The sequence below is a fragment of the Streptomyces sp. B5E4 genome (genome assembly GCF_039871555.1).
GTDB lineage: Bacteria > Actinomycetota > Actinomycetes > Streptomycetales > Streptomycetaceae > Streptomyces.
The window spans coordinates 1-17,889 of record NZ_JBDPMI010000027.1; the positions used below are offsets into that span (position 1 = coordinate 1).

General features: G+C 70.5%; 15 protein-coding genes. 1 reads left to right on the forward strand and 14 read right to left on the reverse strand.

Annotation, left to right across the window (positions count from 1 at the left end; all coding sequences use genetic code 11):
• Positions 1-95 precede the first annotated feature (95 nt).
• The 14 genes from nuoN to ABGA99_RS27720 all read right to left on the reverse strand — a co-directional run bounded on the left by nuoN (position 96) and on the right by ABGA99_RS27720 (position 16,243).
• Complete coding sequence (gene nuoN / locus ABGA99_RS27655) at positions 96-1,739, reverse strand: NADH-quinone oxidoreductase subunit NuoN (RefSeq protein WP_347583662.1); 1,644 nt, start codon at positions 1,737-1,739, stop codon at positions 96-98.
• Positions 1,732-3,375: an NADH-quinone oxidoreductase subunit M gene (locus tag ABGA99_RS27660; RefSeq protein ID WP_347580118.1), complete on the reverse strand. Its 1,644-nt coding sequence runs from the start codon at positions 3,373-3,375 to the stop codon at positions 1,732-1,734. Before ABGA99_RS27660 ends, nuoN begins: the two co-directional genes overlap by 8 nt.
• 6 nt (positions 3,376-3,381) lie before the next feature.
• Entirely contained in the window at positions 3,382-5,283 is a 1,902-nt protein-coding gene (gene nuoL / locus ABGA99_RS27665) for an NADH-quinone oxidoreductase subunit L (protein ID WP_347580119.1), read from the reverse strand.
• A gap of 12 nt (positions 5,284-5,295) precedes the next feature.
• Positions 5,296-5,595 carry an NADH-quinone oxidoreductase subunit NuoK gene (gene nuoK / locus ABGA99_RS27670; protein ID WP_047017481.1) on the reverse strand — a complete coding sequence of 100 codons (300 nt, stop codon included), beginning with the start codon at positions 5,593-5,595 and terminating at the stop codon, positions 5,296-5,298.
• On the reverse strand, positions 5,592-6,479 hold the full coding sequence (locus tag ABGA99_RS27675; RefSeq protein WP_347580121.1) for an NADH-quinone oxidoreductase subunit J: 888 nt from the start codon (positions 6,477-6,479) through the stop codon (positions 5,592-5,594). Before ABGA99_RS27675 ends, nuoK begins: the two co-directional genes overlap by 4 nt.
• On the reverse strand, positions 6,476-7,090 hold the full coding sequence (gene nuoI / locus ABGA99_RS27680) for an NADH-quinone oxidoreductase subunit NuoI (protein ID WP_347580122.1): 615 nt from the start codon (positions 7,088-7,090) through the stop codon (positions 6,476-6,478). The genes ABGA99_RS27675 and nuoI overlap by 4 nt, the downstream gene beginning before the upstream one ends.
• A complete protein-coding gene (gene nuoH / locus ABGA99_RS27685; RefSeq protein ID WP_347580123.1) occupies positions 7,083-8,465 on the reverse strand; it encodes an NADH-quinone oxidoreductase subunit NuoH in 1,383 nt (460 codons plus the stop codon). Before nuoH ends, nuoI begins: the two co-directional genes overlap by 8 nt.
• Positions 8,466-8,544: 79 nt before the next feature.
• Complete coding sequence (locus tag ABGA99_RS27690; protein ID WP_347580124.1) at positions 8,545-11,016, reverse strand: NADH-quinone oxidoreductase subunit G; 2,472 nt, start codon at positions 11,014-11,016, stop codon at positions 8,545-8,547.
• Positions 11,013-12,359, reverse strand: coding sequence for an NADH-quinone oxidoreductase subunit NuoF (nuoF, locus tag ABGA99_RS27695; protein WP_347580125.1), 1,347 nt, complete (start codon positions 12,357-12,359; stop codon positions 11,013-11,015). Before nuoF ends, ABGA99_RS27690 begins: the two co-directional genes overlap by 4 nt.
• Positions 12,359-13,258 carry an NADH-quinone oxidoreductase subunit NuoE gene (gene nuoE, locus ABGA99_RS27700; protein WP_347583663.1) on the reverse strand — a complete coding sequence of 300 codons (900 nt, stop codon included), beginning with the start codon at positions 13,256-13,258 and terminating at the stop codon, positions 12,359-12,361. Before nuoE ends, nuoF begins: the two co-directional genes overlap by 1 nt.
• Positions 13,255-14,583 carry an NADH-quinone oxidoreductase subunit D gene (locus ABGA99_RS27705; RefSeq protein ID WP_347580127.1) on the reverse strand — a complete coding sequence of 443 codons (1,329 nt, stop codon included), beginning with the start codon at positions 14,581-14,583 and terminating at the stop codon, positions 13,255-13,257. The genes nuoE and ABGA99_RS27705 overlap by 4 nt, the downstream gene beginning before the upstream one ends.
• Positions 14,580-15,320 carry an NADH-quinone oxidoreductase subunit C gene (locus ABGA99_RS27710; protein WP_347580128.1) on the reverse strand — a complete coding sequence of 247 codons (741 nt, stop codon included), beginning with the start codon at positions 15,318-15,320 and terminating at the stop codon, positions 14,580-14,582. The genes ABGA99_RS27705 and ABGA99_RS27710 overlap by 4 nt, the downstream gene beginning before the upstream one ends.
• The gene (locus tag ABGA99_RS27715; RefSeq protein WP_347580129.1) at positions 15,317-15,871 is read right to left on the reverse strand and encodes an NADH-quinone oxidoreductase subunit B family protein; all 555 of its coding nucleotides are present in this window, start codon (positions 15,869-15,871) and stop codon (positions 15,317-15,319) included. Before ABGA99_RS27715 ends, ABGA99_RS27710 begins: the two co-directional genes overlap by 4 nt.
• A gap of 12 nt (positions 15,872-15,883) precedes the next feature.
• A complete protein-coding gene (locus ABGA99_RS27720; protein WP_018840719.1) occupies positions 15,884-16,243 on the reverse strand; it encodes an NADH-quinone oxidoreductase subunit A in 360 nt (119 codons plus the stop codon).
• A gap of 810 nt (positions 16,244-17,053) precedes the next feature.
• On the opposite strand from ABGA99_RS27720, the gene ABGA99_RS27725 reads away from it, so the two are divergent.
• Positions 17,054-17,800, forward strand: coding sequence for a C40 family peptidase (locus tag ABGA99_RS27725; RefSeq protein ID WP_347580218.1), 747 nt, complete (start codon positions 17,054-17,056; stop codon positions 17,798-17,800).
• Positions 17,801-17,889: the final 89 nt, after the last annotated feature.

Genomic DNA, 17,889 nt, shown 5'->3' on the forward strand with positions numbered 1-17,889 from the left:
CCCGCCCCCCCCCCCCCCCCCCCCCCCCGCCCCCCGCCCCCCCCCCCCCCCCCCCCCCCCCCCCCCCCCCCCCCCCCCCCCCCCCCCCCCGCGGCTCAGCGGACGAACACCCCCGCGTTCCCGGCCAGATCCAGGAAGTACTGCGGCGCCACGCCCAGCACCAGGGTCGCGGCCAGGCCGACGGCGATGGCCGTGACCGTGAACGCGCTCGGCACGGTCACCGCCGGGCCCTCGGGCCGCGGCTCGCTGAAGAACATCAGCACGATGACCCGGACGTAGAAGAACGCGGCGATGGCCGAGGCGATGACGCCGACGACGACCAGCGGCGTCGCGCCGCCCTCCGCCGCCGCCTTGAACACCGCGAACTTCCCGGCGAAGCCGCTGGTCAGCGGGATGCCCGCCATCGCCAGCAGGAACACCGCGAAAACCGCCGCGACCAGGGGCGAACGCCGGCCGAGCCCCGCCCACTTGGACAGGTGCGTCGCCTCGCCGCCCGCGTCCCGTACCAGCGTGATGACGGCGAACGCGCCGAGCGTCACGAAGGCGTACGCGGCCAGGTAGAACAGCACCGAGGAGATGCCCTCCTCGTTGGCCGCGGTGACACCCGCGAGGATGAACCCCGCGTGCGCGATGGAGGAGTACGCCAGCAGCCGCTTCACGTCGGTCTGGGTGATCGCGAGGATCGCGCCGATGACCATCGTGAGGATCGCGACGCCCCACATCACCGGCCGCCAGTCCCACTTCATGCCCGGCAGCACGACGTACAGCAGCCGCAGCAGCGCGCCGAACGCGGCGACCTTGGTGGCGGCGGCCATGAAGCCGGTGACGGGGGTGGGAGCGCCCTGGTAGACGTCCGGGGTCCACATGTGGAACGGCACCGCGCCGACCTTGAAGAGCAGGCCGAGCAGCACCATCGCGCCGCCGATGAGCAGCAGCGCGTCGTTGCCCATGGTGTCGGCGAGCGCCGGGGTCATCTTCTGCGGGTTGCCCGCGACGACGTCGGCGATCTCGGCGTAGCGCACGCTGCCCGCGTAGCCGTACAGCAGCGCGATGCCGAAGAGCAGGAACGCCGACGAGAAGGCGCCCAGCAGGAAGTACTTCACCGCCGCCTCCTGCGACATCAGCCGCTTGCGGCGGGCGACGGCGCAGAGCAGGTACAGCGGCAGGGAGAAGACCTCCAGCGCGATGAAGAGCGTCAGCAGGTCGTTCGCGGCGGGGAAGATGAGCATGCCGCCGGTCGCGAAGAGCAGCAGCGGGAACACCTCGGTGGTGGTGAACCCCGCCTTGACCGCGGCCTGCTCCGCCTTGCCTCCGGGTACGGCGGCGGCCTCGGCGGCGAAGGAGTCGACCTTGTTGCCGTGCGCGACCGGGTCCAGCCGGCGCTCGGCGAAGGTGAACACCCCGAGCACGCCGACCAGCAGGATGACGCCCTGCAGGAAGAGCGCCGGGCCGTCGACGGCCAGCGCGCCCATCGCGGCGGTCTGTGCCTCGTCGGTTCCCTTGCCGGTGGCGGCCAGGGCGATGACGGCGCCGAACGCACCGGCCATCGCGAGCGCGGCGAGCCCGACCTGCACGGCGTACCGGTGCCGCCGGGGAAGGAACGCCTCGATGGCGATGCCCACCACGGCCGCGCCGATGACGATCAGCGTCGGAGCCAGCAGGTCGTACTCGATGTGCGGTGCCTTGATCTTGTCGACACCGTCCTGCGCCATCCACAGGCTGTGGACACCCCTACTCATGCGTGGCCTCCACAGGGTTCACATCGGGCTCCGGGTCGGACTTCTGCACGTCGGACATGGTGTGCTCGACGGCCGGGTTGACGATCTCGGTGAGCGGCTTCGGGTACACCCCGAGGCCGATGAGCAGCGCGATCAGCGGCGCGACCACCAGCACCTCGCGCACCCGCAGATCGGGCAGCTTCGCGACCTTCTCGGTGACCGGCCCCGTCATCGTCCGCTGGTACAGCACGAGGACGTAGATCGCGGCCAGCACGATGCCCACGGTGGCGATGATGCCGACGGCCGGGTAGCGGCTGAACGTGCCCACCAGCACCAGGAACTCGCTGACGAACGGCGCGAGCCCCGGCAGCGACAGCGTGGCCATACCGCCGATCAGGAACGTGCCGGCCAGCACCGGCGCCACCTTCTGCACGCCGCCGTAGTCGGCGATGAGCCGCGAGCCGCGCCGGGTGATGAGGAACCCGGCCACCAGCATCAGGACGGCGGTGGAGATGCCGTGGTTGACCATGTACAGCGTCGCGCCGGTCTGGCCCTGGCTGGTCATCACGAAGATGCCCAGCACGATGAAGCCGAAGTGGGAGATCGAGGCGTACGCGATCAGCCGCTTGATGTCCCGCTGCCCGATCGCGAGCAGCGCGCCGTACAGGATGCTCACCAGCGCGAGCACCAGCACCACCGGCGTCGCCCAGTCGCTCGCCTCGGGGAAGAGCCCGAGGCAGAAGCGGAGCATGGCGAAGGTGCCGACCTTGTCGACCACCGCGGTGATGAGCACGGCGACCGGCGGGGTGGACTCGCCCATGGCGTTGGGCAGCCAGGTGTGCAGCGGCCACAGCGGCGCCTTCACCGCGAAGGCGAAGAAGAAGCCGAGGAAGAGCAGCCGCTCGGTGTTCGTCGACATCTCCAGGTCGCCGTCGGCGCGCGCCTGGAGGATCTCCTGCAGCGAGAACGTGCCCGCGCCGAGCTGGTCGTTGGTGACGACGAAGAGGCCGATGACCGCGGCCAGCATGATCAGGCCGCCGGCCAGGTTGTACAGCAGGAACTTCACGGCCGCGTACGAGCGCTGCCGCGCCGCCTCTTCCTCGCCGTGTTCGTGCGCCTTGTCCCCGAAGCCGCCGATGAGGAAGTACATCGGGATGAGCATGGCTTCGAAGAAGATGTAGAAGAGGAAGACGTCCGTGGCCAGGAAGCTGACGATCACCATCGCTTCGACGGCCAGGATCAGCGCGAAGAAGCCCTGGGTGGGGCGCCAGCGCGACGACTTCCCCGCGGCGGAGCCGCTGTCGGATGCAGTGACCGGGTCCGCGTCGTGCCAGCCCGCGAGGATGACGAACGGGATCAGCAGCGCCGTCAGCGCCACCAGCACGACGGCGATGCCGTCGACCCCCAGCTCGTATCTCACCCCGAAGTCGGCGATCCACGCCCGCGACTCGGTGAGCTGGAAGCGGTCGCCGTTCGGGTCGAACCGGACCGCGATCACCGCGGCCAGCACCAGCGTGGCCAGCGATACGCCCAGCGCGAGCCACTTGGCCAGCTCACGCTTGGCCGCGGGCACCGCGGCGGTGGCGATCGCGCCCACGGCCGGGACCGCCGCGGTGATCGTCAGCAGCGGGAACGTAGAAGAAGCAGCATCAGCCATGGATATTCAGACCGCCCTCATCAGCAGGGTGGCGGCGATGAGGACCACCGCGCCCCCGAACATCGAGACCGCGTAACTGCGGGCGTAGCCGTTCTGGATCCGCCGCATCCGGGCGGAGAGCCCGCCGAACGCCGCCGCGGTTCCGTTGACGATGCCGTCGACCAGCTTGTGGTCCAGGTAGACCAGGCCGCGGGTCAGGTACTCGCCGGGCTTGACCAGCGCCACGTGGTTGAAGTCGTCCTGCAGCAGGTCGCGCCGGGCGGCGCGGGTGAGCAGGGAGCCGCGCGGTGCGGCGGCGGGGACCGGACGGCGGCCGTACTGCAGCCAGGCCACCGCGACGCCGAGCACCATGCAGCCGACGGTGGCGCCGGTGACCATGGGGACGCTCAGGCCGTCCGGCAGGTGCCCGTGCTCGAAGCCGGTGACCGGCTCCAGCCAGTGCACGAACCGCTCGCCGATGTCGAAGAACGCGCCCGCGCCGACCGAGCCGATCGCCAGCACGATCATCGGGATCGTCATCGTCTTCGGCGACTCGTGCGGGTGCGGCATGTTGCCGTCCGCGTCCGCCTCCCAGCGCTTCTCGCCGAAGAACGTCATGAGCATCACGCGCGTCATGTAGTACGCGGTGATCGCCGCGCCCAGCAGCGCCACGCCGCCCAGGATCCAGCCCTGCGTACCGCCCTTGGCGAACGCGGCCTCGATGATGAGGTCCTTGGAGAAGAAGCCGGAGAGCCCCGGGAAGCCGATGATCGCCAGATAGCCGAGGCCGAAGGTGACGAACGTGACCGGCATGTACTTCCTGAGGCCGCCGTACTTGCGCATGTCGACTTCGTCGTTCATGCCGTGCATCACGGAGCCGGCGCCGAGGAAGAGCCCGGCCTTGAAGAAGCCGTGGGTCACCAGGTGCATGATCGCGAAGGCGTAGCCGATCGGGCCGAGCCCGGCGGCCAGGACCATGTAGCCGATCTGGGACATGGTCGAGCCGGCCAGCGCCTTCTTGATGTCGTCCTTCGCACAACCGACGATCGCACCGAAGAGCAGCGTGACCGCACCGACGATGGTGACGACGAGTTGCGCGTCCGGCGCCGCGTCGAAGATCGCGCCGGAGCGGACGATCAGGTAGACGCCCGCGGTCACCATCGTGGCGGCGTGGATCAGCGCGGAGACCGGGGTCGGGCCCTCCATCGCGTCGCCCAGCCAGGACTGCAGCGGCACCTGCGCCGACTTGCCGCACGCCGCGAGCAGCAGCATCAGCCCGATCGCCGTCAGCTTGCCCTCGCTGGTCTCGCCGACCGAGTTCATCACCGGCTCGAAGGCGAAGGTGCCGAAGGTGACGAACATCAGCATGATCGCGATGGACAGGCCGACGTCGCCGACGCGGTTGACGATGAACGCCTTCTTCGCCGCGGTCGCCGCGCTCGGCTTGTGCTGCCAGAAGCCGATCAGCAGGTACGAGGCGAGGCCGACGCCCTCCCAGCCGACGTACAGCAGCAGGAAGTTGTCCGCGAGGACCAGCAGCAGCATCGCCGCGAGGAAGAGGTTCAGATAGCCGAAGAACCGGCGGCGGCGCTCGTCGTGCTCCATGTAGCCCACGGAGTACAGGTGGATGAGCGAGCCGACGCCGGTGATCAGCAGCACGAACGTCATCGAGAGCTGGTCGAGCTGGAACGCCGCTTCCGCCTGGAACCCCTCGACCGGAATCCAGGTGAAGAGGTGGCTGTGCAGCGCCCGCTCCTCGCCGTCCTTGCCGAGCATGTCGGCGAAGAGGACCAGGCCGAGGACGAAGGAGGTGAAGGCGAGGCCCGTACCGAGCCAGTGGCCCGTACGATCCAGCCTCCGCCCGCCGCAGAGCAGCACCGCCGCGCCGAGCAGCGGCGCAGCGACGAGCAATCCGATGAGTGACTCCACTGGTGCGTCCCCTTACAGCTTCATCAAAGCGGCGTCGTCGACCGAGGCCGAGTGGCGGGAGCGGTAGAACGACACGATGATCGCCAGGCCGACCACGACTTCCGCGGCGGCGACGACCATGGTGAAGAAGGCGACGATCTGGCCGTCGAGGTTCCCGTGCATCCGGGAGAACGTGACCAGCGCCAGGTTGCAGGCGTTCAGCATCAGCTCGATGCACATGAACACCACGATGGCGTTCCGCCTGATGAGCACCCCGGCCGCGCCGATGGTGAACAGCAGCGCGGAGAGATACAGATAGTTGACCGGGTTCACTCGCCCTCTCCCTTTCCGGCCTTACCGCCGGCGTTCGCGCTGACGGAGCCGTCCCCGCCGTCGTCGTCGCCGGTGTCCGGTTCCAGGGCCTTGCCCTGGTAGTCGGCGGTGCGCTGCTCTATGGCCGCGAGATCCGCCAGCGCCTGCGCGGAGACGTCCCGGATCTGGCCGCGGTCGCGCAGCGTGCGGTTGACGGTCAGCTCGGACGGCGTGCCGTCGGGCAGCAGGGCCGGGATGTCCACCGCGTTGTGGCGGGCGTAGACACCGGGCGCGGGCATCGGCGGCACCTGGACGTTGTCGCGTACGCGCTGCGCGGCCCGCTCGCGCTGGGTCGGGGTCCGCTCGGTCTTCTCGCGGTGGGTGAGGACCATGCCCGCCACCGCGGCGGTGATCAGCAGCGCGCCGGTCAGCTCGAAGGCGAAGACGAAGTCGCGGAAGATCAGCGCGGCCAGACCGTGGACGTTGCCGCCGGAGTTGGCGTCCTCCAGGCCCTCGAAGGTGTCGAGGCTCGCGTTGCCGATGCCGGCCATCAGCAGGATGCCGAAGCCGATGCCGCAGAGCATCGCCAGCCAGCGCTGGCCCTTGATGGTCTCCTTCAGCGAGTCCGCCGCGCTGATGCCGACGAGCATCAGCACGAAGAGGAAGAGCATCATGACCGCGCCGGTGTAGACGACGATCTGGACGACGCCGAGGAAGTAGGCGCCGTTGGCGAGGTAGAAGACCGCCAGGATCACCATCGTCCCGGCGAGGCAGAGCGCCGAGTGCACCGCCTTCTTCATCATCACGGTGCCCAGCGCACCGGCGACGGCGAAGACGGCCAGCACCCAGAACTGGGTCGCCTCCCCGGTGGACGTGGTGTAGCCGGCCTGGGCGAGGGCGTTCATGCCTGGACTCCTTCGGAGTGCGGCTCCGGCTCCGGCGCCGACTCGCCCTTGCTGACGGCGACCTGGCGCTCCGTGCCCGGGGCCGCCTCGGTGACGAGGCCGCTGTAGTAGTCCTTCTCCGTCATCCCCGGGTGGATGGCGTGCGGCGAGTCGACCATGCCCTCCTGCAGACCGGCGAGCAGCTCGTCCTTGGTGAAGATGAGCGACTCGCGGGTACGGTCGGCCAGTTCGTACTCGTTGGTCATGGTCAGCGCCCGGGTGGGGCACGCCTCGACGCACAGCCCGCACAGGATGCAGCGCAGGTAGTTGATCTGGTAGACGCGGCCGTAGCGCTCGCCCGGCGAGTAGCGCTCCTCCTCGGTGTTGTCCGCGCCCTCGACGTAGATCGCGTCCGCCGGACAGGCCCACGCGCACAGCTCGCAGCCGATGCACTTCTCCAGCCCGTCCGGGTGCCGGTTGAGCTGGTGGCGGCCGTGGAAGCGGGGCGCCGTCGGCTTCTTGTACTCGGGGTACTGCTCGGTCAGCCGCTTCTTGAACATGGCCTTGAAGGTCACGCCGAAGCCGGCCACCGGGTTGACGAACCCCTGCTTGTCCTTCTTCTCGTCAGCCATTGTCGGCCTCCTCAGTGTCGCCTCCGGGACCGTTCGTGCCCACCAGCTCGCGCTCGCGGCGCGAGGGGCGGCGGGGCACGGGCGGGAGGGTCTGACCGGGCAGCGGCGGTACGGGATAGCCGCCCGCCGTCGGGTCGAACTCCGGTGTGGGCTTGGCCGCCTCGCGGGCCGCCTCCTCCTTGTCCTTGCGGTCGCGGAAGATGTCCACGACGAAGGACAGCAGCAGGATCACCAGCAGCCCGCCGGCGATGTAGAGCACGATCTCGGTGAAGTCGACGTCCTCGTTGCGCAGCGCCCGGACGGTGGCGACCAGCATCAGCCAGACCATGGAGACCGGGATAAGGACCTTCCAGCCCAGCTTCATGAACTGGTCGTAGCGCACCCGTGGGAGCGAGCCGCGCAGCCAGACGAAGAGGAACAGGCAGACGATGACCTTGCCGGTGAACCAGAGCATCGGCCACCAGCCGGTGTTCGCGCCCTCCCAGACGGTGCTGATCGGCGCGGGCGCGCGCCAGCCGCCGAGGAAGAGCGTGACGGCCACGGCCGACAGGGTCACCATGTGCACGTACTCGGAGAGCATGAACATCGCGAACTTGATCGACGAGTACTCGGTGGAGTACCCGGAGACCAGGTCGCCCTCGGACTCCGGCATGTCGAACGGCAGCCGGTGCGCCTCGCCGACCATCGCGATGAGGTAGACGAGGAACGAGACCGGCAGCAGCACCGCGAACCAGCGGTCGTCCTGCGCCGCGACGATCTCCGAGGTCGACAGCGACCCGGAGTAGAGGAACACGGCGGCGAACGACAGGCCCATCGCGACCTCGTACGAGATCACCTGGGCCGTCGCGCGGACGCCGCCGAGCAGCGGGTACGTCGAGTTGGACGCCCAGCCGGCGAGGACGACGCCGTAGGCGGCGATGGAGGCGGTGGCCAGCACGTACAGCATGGCGACCGGGAGGTCGGTGAGCTGCAGCGCGGTGCGTTCGCCGAAGATCGACACCTGGTTGTCGGCCGGGCCGAAGGGGATGACCGCGATGGCCATGAAGGCGGGGATGGCGGCGAGGAGCGGCGCCAGGATGTAGACGAACTTGTCGGCACCCTTGACGATGATGTCCTCTTTGAGCATCAGCTTCACGCCGTCGGCGAGCGACTGCAGCAGGCCCCAGGGGCCGTGCCGGTTCGGGCCGATGCGCAGTTGCATCCAGCCCAGGACCTTGCGCTCGAAGACGATCGCGACGAGGACCGTCACCATCAGGAACGCGAAGCAGAAGACCGCCTTGAGGAGGATCAGCCACCAGGGGTCTCCCCCGAAGAAGCTGAGATCCTCGGCGGCGAGGACGCTCGCGCCGTGCGCCGCGGGTGCGCTTGCGATCACCGTCGTGCCTCCGTCGTGTACGCAGCTACGCAGGCCACCGGACCGCGACCCGGGTGCGCGCAGCGCTTCCGCCTCGCACTCACGCTTCGACCTCCTTGGATACGGCGGAGACCTGGACCAGGTCGCCGGGGTTCGCGCCCGTGGCCGCCGTCACTCCCGGGGACGTCGACTGCATCGGCAGCCACACGACCTGGTCGGGCAGTTCCGCGGTGACCCGCAGCGGGAGCGTCACCGTGCCGGCGGGCCCGGTGACCGCGAGCGGGTCGCCGTCGGCGACGCCGGTGGCCTCCGCGGTGGCGGGCGAGAGCCGGGCCGCCGCCTCGTGGCGGGTGCCGGTCAGGGCCTCGTCGCCCTCCTGCAGCCGGCCCTCGTCGAGCAGCAGCCGGTGGCCGGCGAGCACCGCCTCGCCGGCGCCGGGCTGCGGCAGCGGCGCGGCGCGCTCGTCCGGCGGCGTGGGGCGGGGGCCTTCGGTGCGGATGCCGAGGCGGGCCAGCTCGGCCCGTGCCGTACGGGCGTCGGGCAGGCCCAGGTGGACGTCGAGGGCGTCGGCGAGCATGTGCAGCACCCGCTGGTCCGCCGGCGCGAGCCGGCGGGTCATCTGGTCCGGCTTGAGCGCGGCCTCGAACGGCCGGGCGCGGCCTTCCCAGTTGAGATACGTGCCCTGCTTCTCGGCGACCGCGGCCACCGGGAAGACCACGTCGGCCCGCTCGGTGACCTCGCTGGGCCGCTGCTCCAGGCTGACCACGAACGCGGCCCGGTCCAGCGCCTCGCGGGCCTTCTCCGGGTCCGGCAGGTCGGTGACCTCGACGCCGCCGACGAGCAGCGCGCCGATGTCCCCGGCCGCCGCGGCGTCGAGGATCTCGCCGGTGTCGCGGCCCGCCCCGTGGGGCAGTTCGGCCAGACCCCACACGGCGGCGGTCTCGCTCCGGGCCTCGGTGTCGGTGCCGGGCCGGCCGCCGGGGAGCATCCCGGGCAGCGCGCCGGCCTCGATCGCACCGCGTTCGCCGGCGCGGCGCGGGATCCAGGCGAGGGTGGCACCGGTGGCCTCCGCGGTCCGTACCACGGCGGACAGCGCGCCCCGTACCCCCGCCAGCCGCTCGCCGACGAGGATCACCGCGCCCTCCTGGCGCAGCGCGTCGGAGGCGGCCTTGCCGTCCTCGCCGAGTCCGGCGCCGGAGCCGAGGGCGTCGAGCCAGCTCGGCTCGGTGCCGGGGGCGGCCGGCAGCAGCGTGCCGCCGGCCTTGGTCAGGCCGCGGGTGGCGAAGGGGGCGATCGAGTAGACCTTCAGGCCCGTCTTCCGCCACCCCTTGCGCAGCCGGAGGAAGACGCCGGGCGCCTCCTCCTCGGCCTCCAGGCCGGCGAGCAGCACCGCGGGCGCCTTCTCCAGCGCGCCGTAGGTGACGCCGCGGCCGCTGCCCGCGACCTGCGCGGCCAGGAAGCCGGTCTCCTCGGCGCTGTGCACCCGGGCGCGGAAGTCGATGTCGTTGGTGCCGAGCGCGGCGCGCGCGAACTTCGCGTACGCGTAGGAGTCCTCCAGCGTCAGCCGCCCGCCGGTGAGCACCCCCGCCCGTCCGCGGGCCGCCGCCAGGCCGGTGGCCGCGGCGCGCAGCGCCTCGGGCCAGCTCGCCGGCTGCAGCTCACCGTTGTCGTCGCGGACCAGCGGGTGGGTGAGCCGGTCGGGGAGCTGTGCGTAGCGGAAGCCGAAGCGGCCCTTGTCGCACATCCACTCCTCGTTGACCTCGGGGTCGTCGGCGGCGAGCCGCCGCATGACCTTGCCGCGGCGGTGGTCGGTACGGGTGGCGCAGCCGCCCGCACAGTGCTCGCAGACGGACGGCGAGGAGATCAGGTCGAAGGGGCGCGAGCGGAAGCGGTACATCTTCGAGGTGAGCGCGCCGACCGGGCAGATCTGGATGGTGTTGCCCGAGAAGTACGACTCGAAGGGGACACCCTCGCCCGTACCGACCTGCTGCAGCGCGCCGCGCTCCAGCAGCTCGATCATCGGGTCGCCCGCGATCTGGTTGGAGAACCGGGTGCAGCGCGCGCACAGCACGCAGCGCTCGCGGTCGAGCAGCACCTGCGTCGAGATCGGCACCGGCTTTTCGAAGGTGCGCTTCTGGCCGTCGAAGCGGGACTCGGCCTGCCCGGCGGACATCGCCTGGTTCTGCAGCGGGCACTCGCCGCCCTTGTCGCAGACCGGGCAGTCCAGCGGGTGGTTGATGAGCAGCAGTTCCATCACGCCGCGCTGCGACTTCTCGGCGACGGCGGAGGTGAGCTGGGTCCTGACCACCATCCCGTCGGTGCAGGTGATGGTGCAGGACGCCGACGGCTTGCGCTGGCCCTCGATCTCGACGATGCACTGGCGGCAGGCGCCGACCGGGTCGAGCAGCGGGTGGTCGCAGAACCGCGGGACCTCGATGCCGAGTTGCTCGGCGGCCCGGATGACCAGGGTGCCCTTGGGCACGCTGACCTCGGCGCCGTCGATGGTCAGCGTGACCATGTTCTCCGGCGCGGCAGGCTTCTCCGGTGCCTTCTCCGGCTCCGTGACGGTCACGCGGTCACCTCCTGGTGGGTCGTGGAGCCGGGGGTGTCGGCCCAGGCGGTGGATCTGGCCGGATCGAACGGGCAGCCGCCGCCGGTGATGTGCTGCTCGTACTCCTCGCGGAAGTACTGCAGCGAGGAGAAGATCGGTGCGGCGGCGCCGTCGCCGAGGGCGCAGAAGGACTTGCCGTTGATGTTGTCGGCGATGTCGTTGAGCTTGTCGAGGTCGGTGAGGGAGCCCTTGCCGGCCTCGATGTCGCGGAGCAACTGGACGAGCCAGTACGTGCCCTCGCGGCAGGGCGTGCACTTGCCGCAGGACTCGTGCTCGTAGAACTCGGTCCAGCGGGTGACGGCCCGCACCACGCAGGTCGTCTCGTCGAAGCACTGCAGCGCCTTGGTGCCGAGCATGGAGCCGGCGCCGCCTACGCCCTCGTAGTCGAGGGGGACGTCCAGGTGTTCGTCGGTGAGCATCGGGGTGGACGAGCCGCCGGGGGTCCAGAACTTCAGCCGGTGGCCGGGGCGCATGCCGCCGCCCATGTCGAGCAGTTGGCGCAGGGTGATGCCGAGCGGCGCCTCGTACTGGCCGGGGCGGGCGACGTGGCCGGAGAGCGAGTACAGCGTGAAGCCCGGGGACTTCTCGCTGCCCATCGTGCGGAACCACTCCTTGCCCTTGTTCATGATCGCGGGAACAGAGGCGATGGACTCGACGTTGTTCACCACAGTGGGGCAGGCGTACAGGCCCTCGACGGCAGGGAAGGGGGGGCGCAGCCGGGGCTGTCCGCGGCGGCCCTCCAGCGAGTCGAGCAGCGCGGTCTCCTCACCGCAGATGTACGCGCCGGCGCCGGCGTGCACCGTGACGTCCAGGTCGAGCCCGGAGCCGAGGACGTTCTCGCCGAGGAAGCCCGCGGCGTACGCCTCGCGGACCGCTTCGTGCAGCCTGCGCAGCACCGGCACGACCTCGCCGCGCAGGTAGATGAACGCGTGGTTGGAGCGGAACGCGTAACAGGCGATGACGATGCCCTCGATGAGGGAGTGCGGGTTGGCGAAGAGCAGCGGGATGTCCTTGCAGGTGCCCGGCTCCGACTCGTCGGCGTTGACGACGAGGTAGTGCGGCTTGCCGTCACCCTGCGGGATGAACTGCCACTTCATGCCGGTCGGGAAGCCGGCGCCGCCGCGGCCGCGCAGGCCGGAGTCCTTGACGTACGCGATGACGTCGTCGGGCGACATCGCCAGGGCCTTGCGCAGGCCCTGGTAGCCCTCGTTGCGCCGGTACGTGTCCAGGGTCCAGGACTCGGGGTGGTCCCAGAAGGCGGAGAGCACCGGGGTCAGCAGCTTCTCCGGCGAGTCGACGGTCATCACGCGCCCTCCTCCTCGGTGGGCTCATCCGCGGACGCGGTGGGCGGGTGCGCCGGGTCGGACGCGGAGGTCTGCTGCGGCGCGTCGTGCGAACTGGGGTGGCCGGCGGGCGGCTGGTCCTCCAGCGCGTCCGCCGGCGGGTTCTCCGGGTGCGGCTGGGCGCGCTGGCTGACCACGCGCGCGGCGGGCTCCTCGCCCTTGGCCATGCGCAGCCCGATCAGCGAGGCGGGACCCGCGCCGCCGGACTCGGCGACGGCGCCCGGGCGCTCGTCGGGGAAGCCGGCCAGTATGCGGGCGGTCTCCTTGAACGTGCACAGCTTCGCGCCGCGGGTGGGCTGCACCTCGGCGCCGGCGCGCAGGTCGTCCACGAGCCGCTTGGCGGACTCGGGCGTCTGGTTGTCGAAGAACTCCCAGTTGACCATCACCACGGGGGCGAAGTCGCAGGCGGCGTTGCACTCGATGTGCTCCAGGGTGACCTTGCCGTCCTCGGTGGTCTCCTGGTTGCCGACGCCCAGGTGCTCCTTCAGCTCGTCGAAGATGGCGTCGCCGCCCATGACCGCGCAGAGCGTGTTGGTGCAGACCCCGACCTGGTAGTCGCCGGAGGGCTTGCGCCGGTACATGGTGTAGAAGGTGGCGACCGCGGTCACCTCGGCGGCGGTCAGGTCCAGCGTCTCCGCGCAGAACTGCATGCCGGTGCGGGTGACGTGCCCCTCCTCCGACTGCACCAGGTGCAGCATCGGCAGCAGCGCCGACCGGCTGTCCGGATAGCGGGCGATGATCTCCCTGGCGTCCGCGGCGAGCCGCTCGCGCACCTCGGCCGGGTAGTGGGGGGCCGGCAGCTGGGGCATGCCCAGCGAGACGGCCGCCTGGCTGCTCAGGTCAGGTTCCGCTGTCGTCATCGGTCGACGCCTCCCAGCACGGGGTCGAGGGACGCGATCGCCACGATCACGTCGGCCACCTGGCCGCCCTCGGTCATGGCCGCGATGGCCCCCAGGTTCACGAATGACGGCTCCCGGAAGTGCACCCGGAACGGGCGGGTGGCGCCGTCGCTGACGGCGTGCACGCCCAGTTCGCCCTTGGGCGACTCCAATGCCACGTACGCCTGCCCCGGCGGCACCCGGAAGCCCTCGGTGACCAGCTTGAAGTGGTGGATCAGGGCCTCCATCGAGGTGCCCATGATGTTCTTGATGTGGTCCAGCGAGTTGCCGAGGCCGTCGGGCCCCAGCGCGAGCTGCGCGGGCCAGGCGATCTTCTTGTCGGCGACCATCACCGGGCCCGGCTCCAGCCGGTCCACGCACTGCTCGACGATCCGCAGCGACTGGCGCATCTCCTCCAGCCGGATGAGGAAACGGCCGTAGGCGTCGGCGGTGTCGGCGGTGGGGACGTCGAAGTCGTACGTCTCGTAGCCGCAGTACGGGTCCGTCTTGCGCAGGTCGTGCGGCAGCCCGGTGGCGCGCAGCACCGGTCCCGTGACGCCCAGGGACATGCAGCCGGCCAGGTCCAGATGCGCGATGTCCTGCATCCGGGCCTTGAACGCCGGGTTGTTGGTGGCGAGCTTGTCGTACTCCGGGAAGTTCTTGCGGAGGGTCTTGATCGTCTCGCGGATGGAGTCGACCGCGCCGGGGGGCAGGTCCTGGGCGAGGCCGCCGGGGCGGATGAACGCGTGGTTCATGCGCAGGCCGGTGATCAGCTCGAACAGGTCGAGGACCATCTCGCGGTCGCGGAAGCCGTAGATCATGACCGTGGTGGCGCCCAGCTCCATGCCGCCGGTGGCGATGGCCACCAGGTGGGAGGAGATCCGGTTCAGCTCCATCAGCAGCACCCGGATGACCGTGGCCCGGTCGGGCACCTCGTCGGTGATGCCGAGCAGCTTCTCCACCGCCATGCAGTACCCGGCCTCGTTGAAGAACGAGGTCAGGTAGTCCATGCGGGTCACGAAGGTGGAGCCCTGGGTCCAGGTGCGGTATTCGAGGTTCTTCTCGATGCCGGTGTGCAGGTAGCCGATCCCGCAGCGGCACTCCGTCACCGTCTCGCCGTCGATCTCCAGGATGAGCCGCAGCACGCCGTGGGTGGAGGGGTGCTGGGGGCCCATGTTGACGACGATCCGCTCGTCGTCGGCCCGGTGGACCGACTCGACGACCTCGTCCCAGTCGCCGCCGGTGACGGTGTAGACGGTGCCCTCGGTGGTCTCCCGGGCCGCCCCGGTCGCGTGGGTGGTGCTCATCGGTACGACCTCCGCTGGTCGGGAGCCGGGATCTGGGCGCCCTTGTACTCGACGGGGATGCCGCCGAGGGGGTAGTCCTTGCGCTGCGGATGGCCCTGCCAGTCGTCCGGCATGAAGATCCGGGTCAGCGCCGGGTGGCCGTCGAAGACGATGCCGAAGAAGTCGTACGCCTCGCGCTCGTGCCAGTCGTTGGTCGGGTAGACCTCCACGACGGACGGGATGTGCGGGTCGTCGTCGGGCGCGCTGACCTCGACCCGGAGCAGCCGGTTGTGGGTGAGGGAGCGCAGGTGGTACACGGCGTGCAGCTCGCGGCCCTTGTCGCCGGGGTAGTGCACGCCGGAGACGCCGGTACACAGCTCGAAGCGCAGCGCCGGGTCGTCGCGCAGGGTCCGCATCACGCGCAGCAGGTGCTTGCGGTCGATGTGGAAGGTCAGCTCGCCGCGGTCGACGACCGTCTTCTCGATCGCGTTCTCGGGGACGAGCCCCTGCTCTTCGAGGGCGCCCTCCAGCTCGTCGGCGGCCTCGTCGAACCAGCCGCCGTACGGGCGCACGGACTCGCCGGGCAGCCGGACGCCGCGCACCAGCCCGCCGTAGCCGGAGGTGTCGCCGCCGCCCTCGGAGCCGAACATGCCGCGCTGGACGCGGATGGTCTCGCCGTGATCGCCACGCCGGCCCGGCAGGTTCTCGGCGTTCACGTCCTGGTCGGGGTTCACCCCGTCCGTGTTCTCCTGGCTCACCGGAGAAGACCCTTCATCTCGATCGTCGGCAGCGCCTTCATCGCGGCCTCCTCGGCCTCCCGGGCCGCCTCCTCGCGGTTCACGCCGAGCTTCTCCTCGCGGATCTTCTCGTGCAGCTTGAGGATCGCGTCCATGAGCATCTCGGGGCGCGGCGGGCAGCCGGGCAGGTAGATGTCGACCGGCACGACGTGGTCGACGCCCTGCACGATCGCGTAGTTGTTGAACATGCCGCCGGACGAGGCGCAGACGCCCATGGAGATGACCCACTTGGGGTTCGGCATCTGGTCGTAGACCTGGCGCAGCACCGGCGCCATCTTCTGGCTCACCCGGCCGGCGACGATCATCAGGTCGGCCTGGCGGGGTGAGCCGCGGAAGACCTCCATGCCGAAGCGTGCCAGGTCGTAGCGGCCGGCGCCGGCGGTCATCATCTCGAACGCGCAGCAGGCCAGCCCGAACGTCGCCGGGAAGACCGACGACTTGCGGGCGAGTCCGGCGGCCTGCTCGACCGTGCTCAGGATGAACCCGCTCGGGAGCTTTTCCTCAAGTCCCATTCGTGGTGCCCCCTAGTCCCATTCCAGTCCGCCGCGCCGCCACACGTAGGCGTACGCGACGAAGACGGTGAGCACGAAGAGCAGCATCTCCACGAGCCCGAAGATCCCCAGGGCGTCGAAGGAGACGGCCCAGGGGTAGAGGAAGACGATCTCGATGTCGAAGATGATGAACAACATCGCCGTCAGGTAGTACTTGACCGGGAAGCGACCCCCGCCGGGCGGCATCGGCGTCGGCTCGATGCCGCACTCGTACGCCTCGAGCTTGGCCCGGTTGTAGCGCTTCGGACCCACGAGCGCCGCCGCGACCACGGAGAACACCGCGAAGGCCGCCGCAATGGCTCCGAGCACGAGGATCGGCGTGTATACGTTCACCGCTGCCCCGCTCCTCTCCAGTCGACGATGACTGCCTGCCAGTCCACACCGGACTCGCGTTCTTGCCCCACCAAGATCGCTCACATGTGAGGCAGTTCACAAGCCCTACTGATGGGCATCTTATGCCCACCGCTCTGTGATCTGTGACACGGGGGTCCCCTACGGCTTTGTGATCTTAACCACCCGGCGATCGAGCGGACGAGCGAATGCCCGCCGGGCAGGTCACGCGGTGCGAAGGAACGATCACCGGATCTCCGCCACCGGCGGGCAGCCGCAGGTCAGCGAGGTGGGGGCGGCCGGGTTCCGGACGCGGGCGATTTCACGGCGGGGCGGCCGCGGGCGAATTCGAGCGCCTGCGCGCTCAATTGATATTCGGGCGTCCGGGCGCTTGCGCGCACGCTCTCAAGCGCCTCTGCGGACGGCGGGGGCGCGGAAACGGATCCGCGTGATGTGGGCCACAGTACGACTTCCGGAGCAACCGCCCTTGCTTGGTTTGCGGCGGGAGAAGTGATAACCGTCCGGCAACGTTCGACGGGCGGCTCAAATGCCGTGCGTATCAGGCGGGTAACGACGCACGGGCGGCCGGACACCGGAGCGCACCTGGGGAACAGACCGCCTAAATCTCCCATTTCGCAGACCCGGCCGCCAAGTGTGGCGCATCCCACGACTGTTGAAACGCGGCCCTTCCCCCTGATAGCGCTGGTGTCCATGTCCCGTAAACCGCACATACCCAGCCACCGGAAACCCCGGCGCCGGCAGACCCCCGCGTGGGTCGTCCGCACCGGAGTCGCCGGTGGCGCCCTCGGCACCATGGTCGCGACGGCGGCGGCCGCTCCCGCCCTCGCAGACACCAGCAAGACGACCGGCTCGACGGCCACGGAGTCGACCGCCGCACTCCCCACCGTGGACGTGAGCACGGCCCTCACCACCGGCGTCGAGCAGAGCGCCGATGCCACCCAGACCGCCGCCCTGCGCCTCGAACTGCGTACGCAGGCGCAGGAGGCCGCCGAGGACGCCCGTAAGGCGGCCGCGAAGGCCAAGAAGAAGGCGGAGGCCCGCGAGGCCGCCGAGGAGCGCGCCCGGGAGCGGGCAGCGGCCCGCGCGGCCGAGCGCGAGGAGCTGGCCACGGCCTCGGCCTCCTCGTCCGGGTCCGCCGACTCCGCTCCCGCCGCCGAGACCCCCGCGGCGGCCCCGGCCGCGTCGGGCAGCGTCGGCACGGTGCTGGACTTCCTCAACGCCCAGGTCGGCAAGGCGTACGTCCTGGGCGCCACGGGCCCGTCGTCGTACGACTGCTCGGGCCTGACCCAGGCCGCGTTCCGCACCGTCGGCGTGGAGCTCCCCCGCACCGCCGCGGAGCAGTCCACGGTCGGCACCCCGGTCGCGGTCTCCGACGTCCAGCCCGGCGACCTGGTCTTCTGGGGCGGCACCGGCTCGGCGTACCACGTGGCCGTCTACATCGGCGACGGCAAGTACCTGGACGCGGCCAACCCGTCGAAGGGCGTGGTCATCCAGGAGATGTCGTACTACATGCCGACTTCGGCCGTCAGGGTCCTCTGAGGCACCGCACACCCGCCACGCGAGAGCCCCCCGCCGGTCCGGCGGGGGGCTCTCGCGTGGGTGCCTCAGGCGCGTGTGCGCGAATTCTC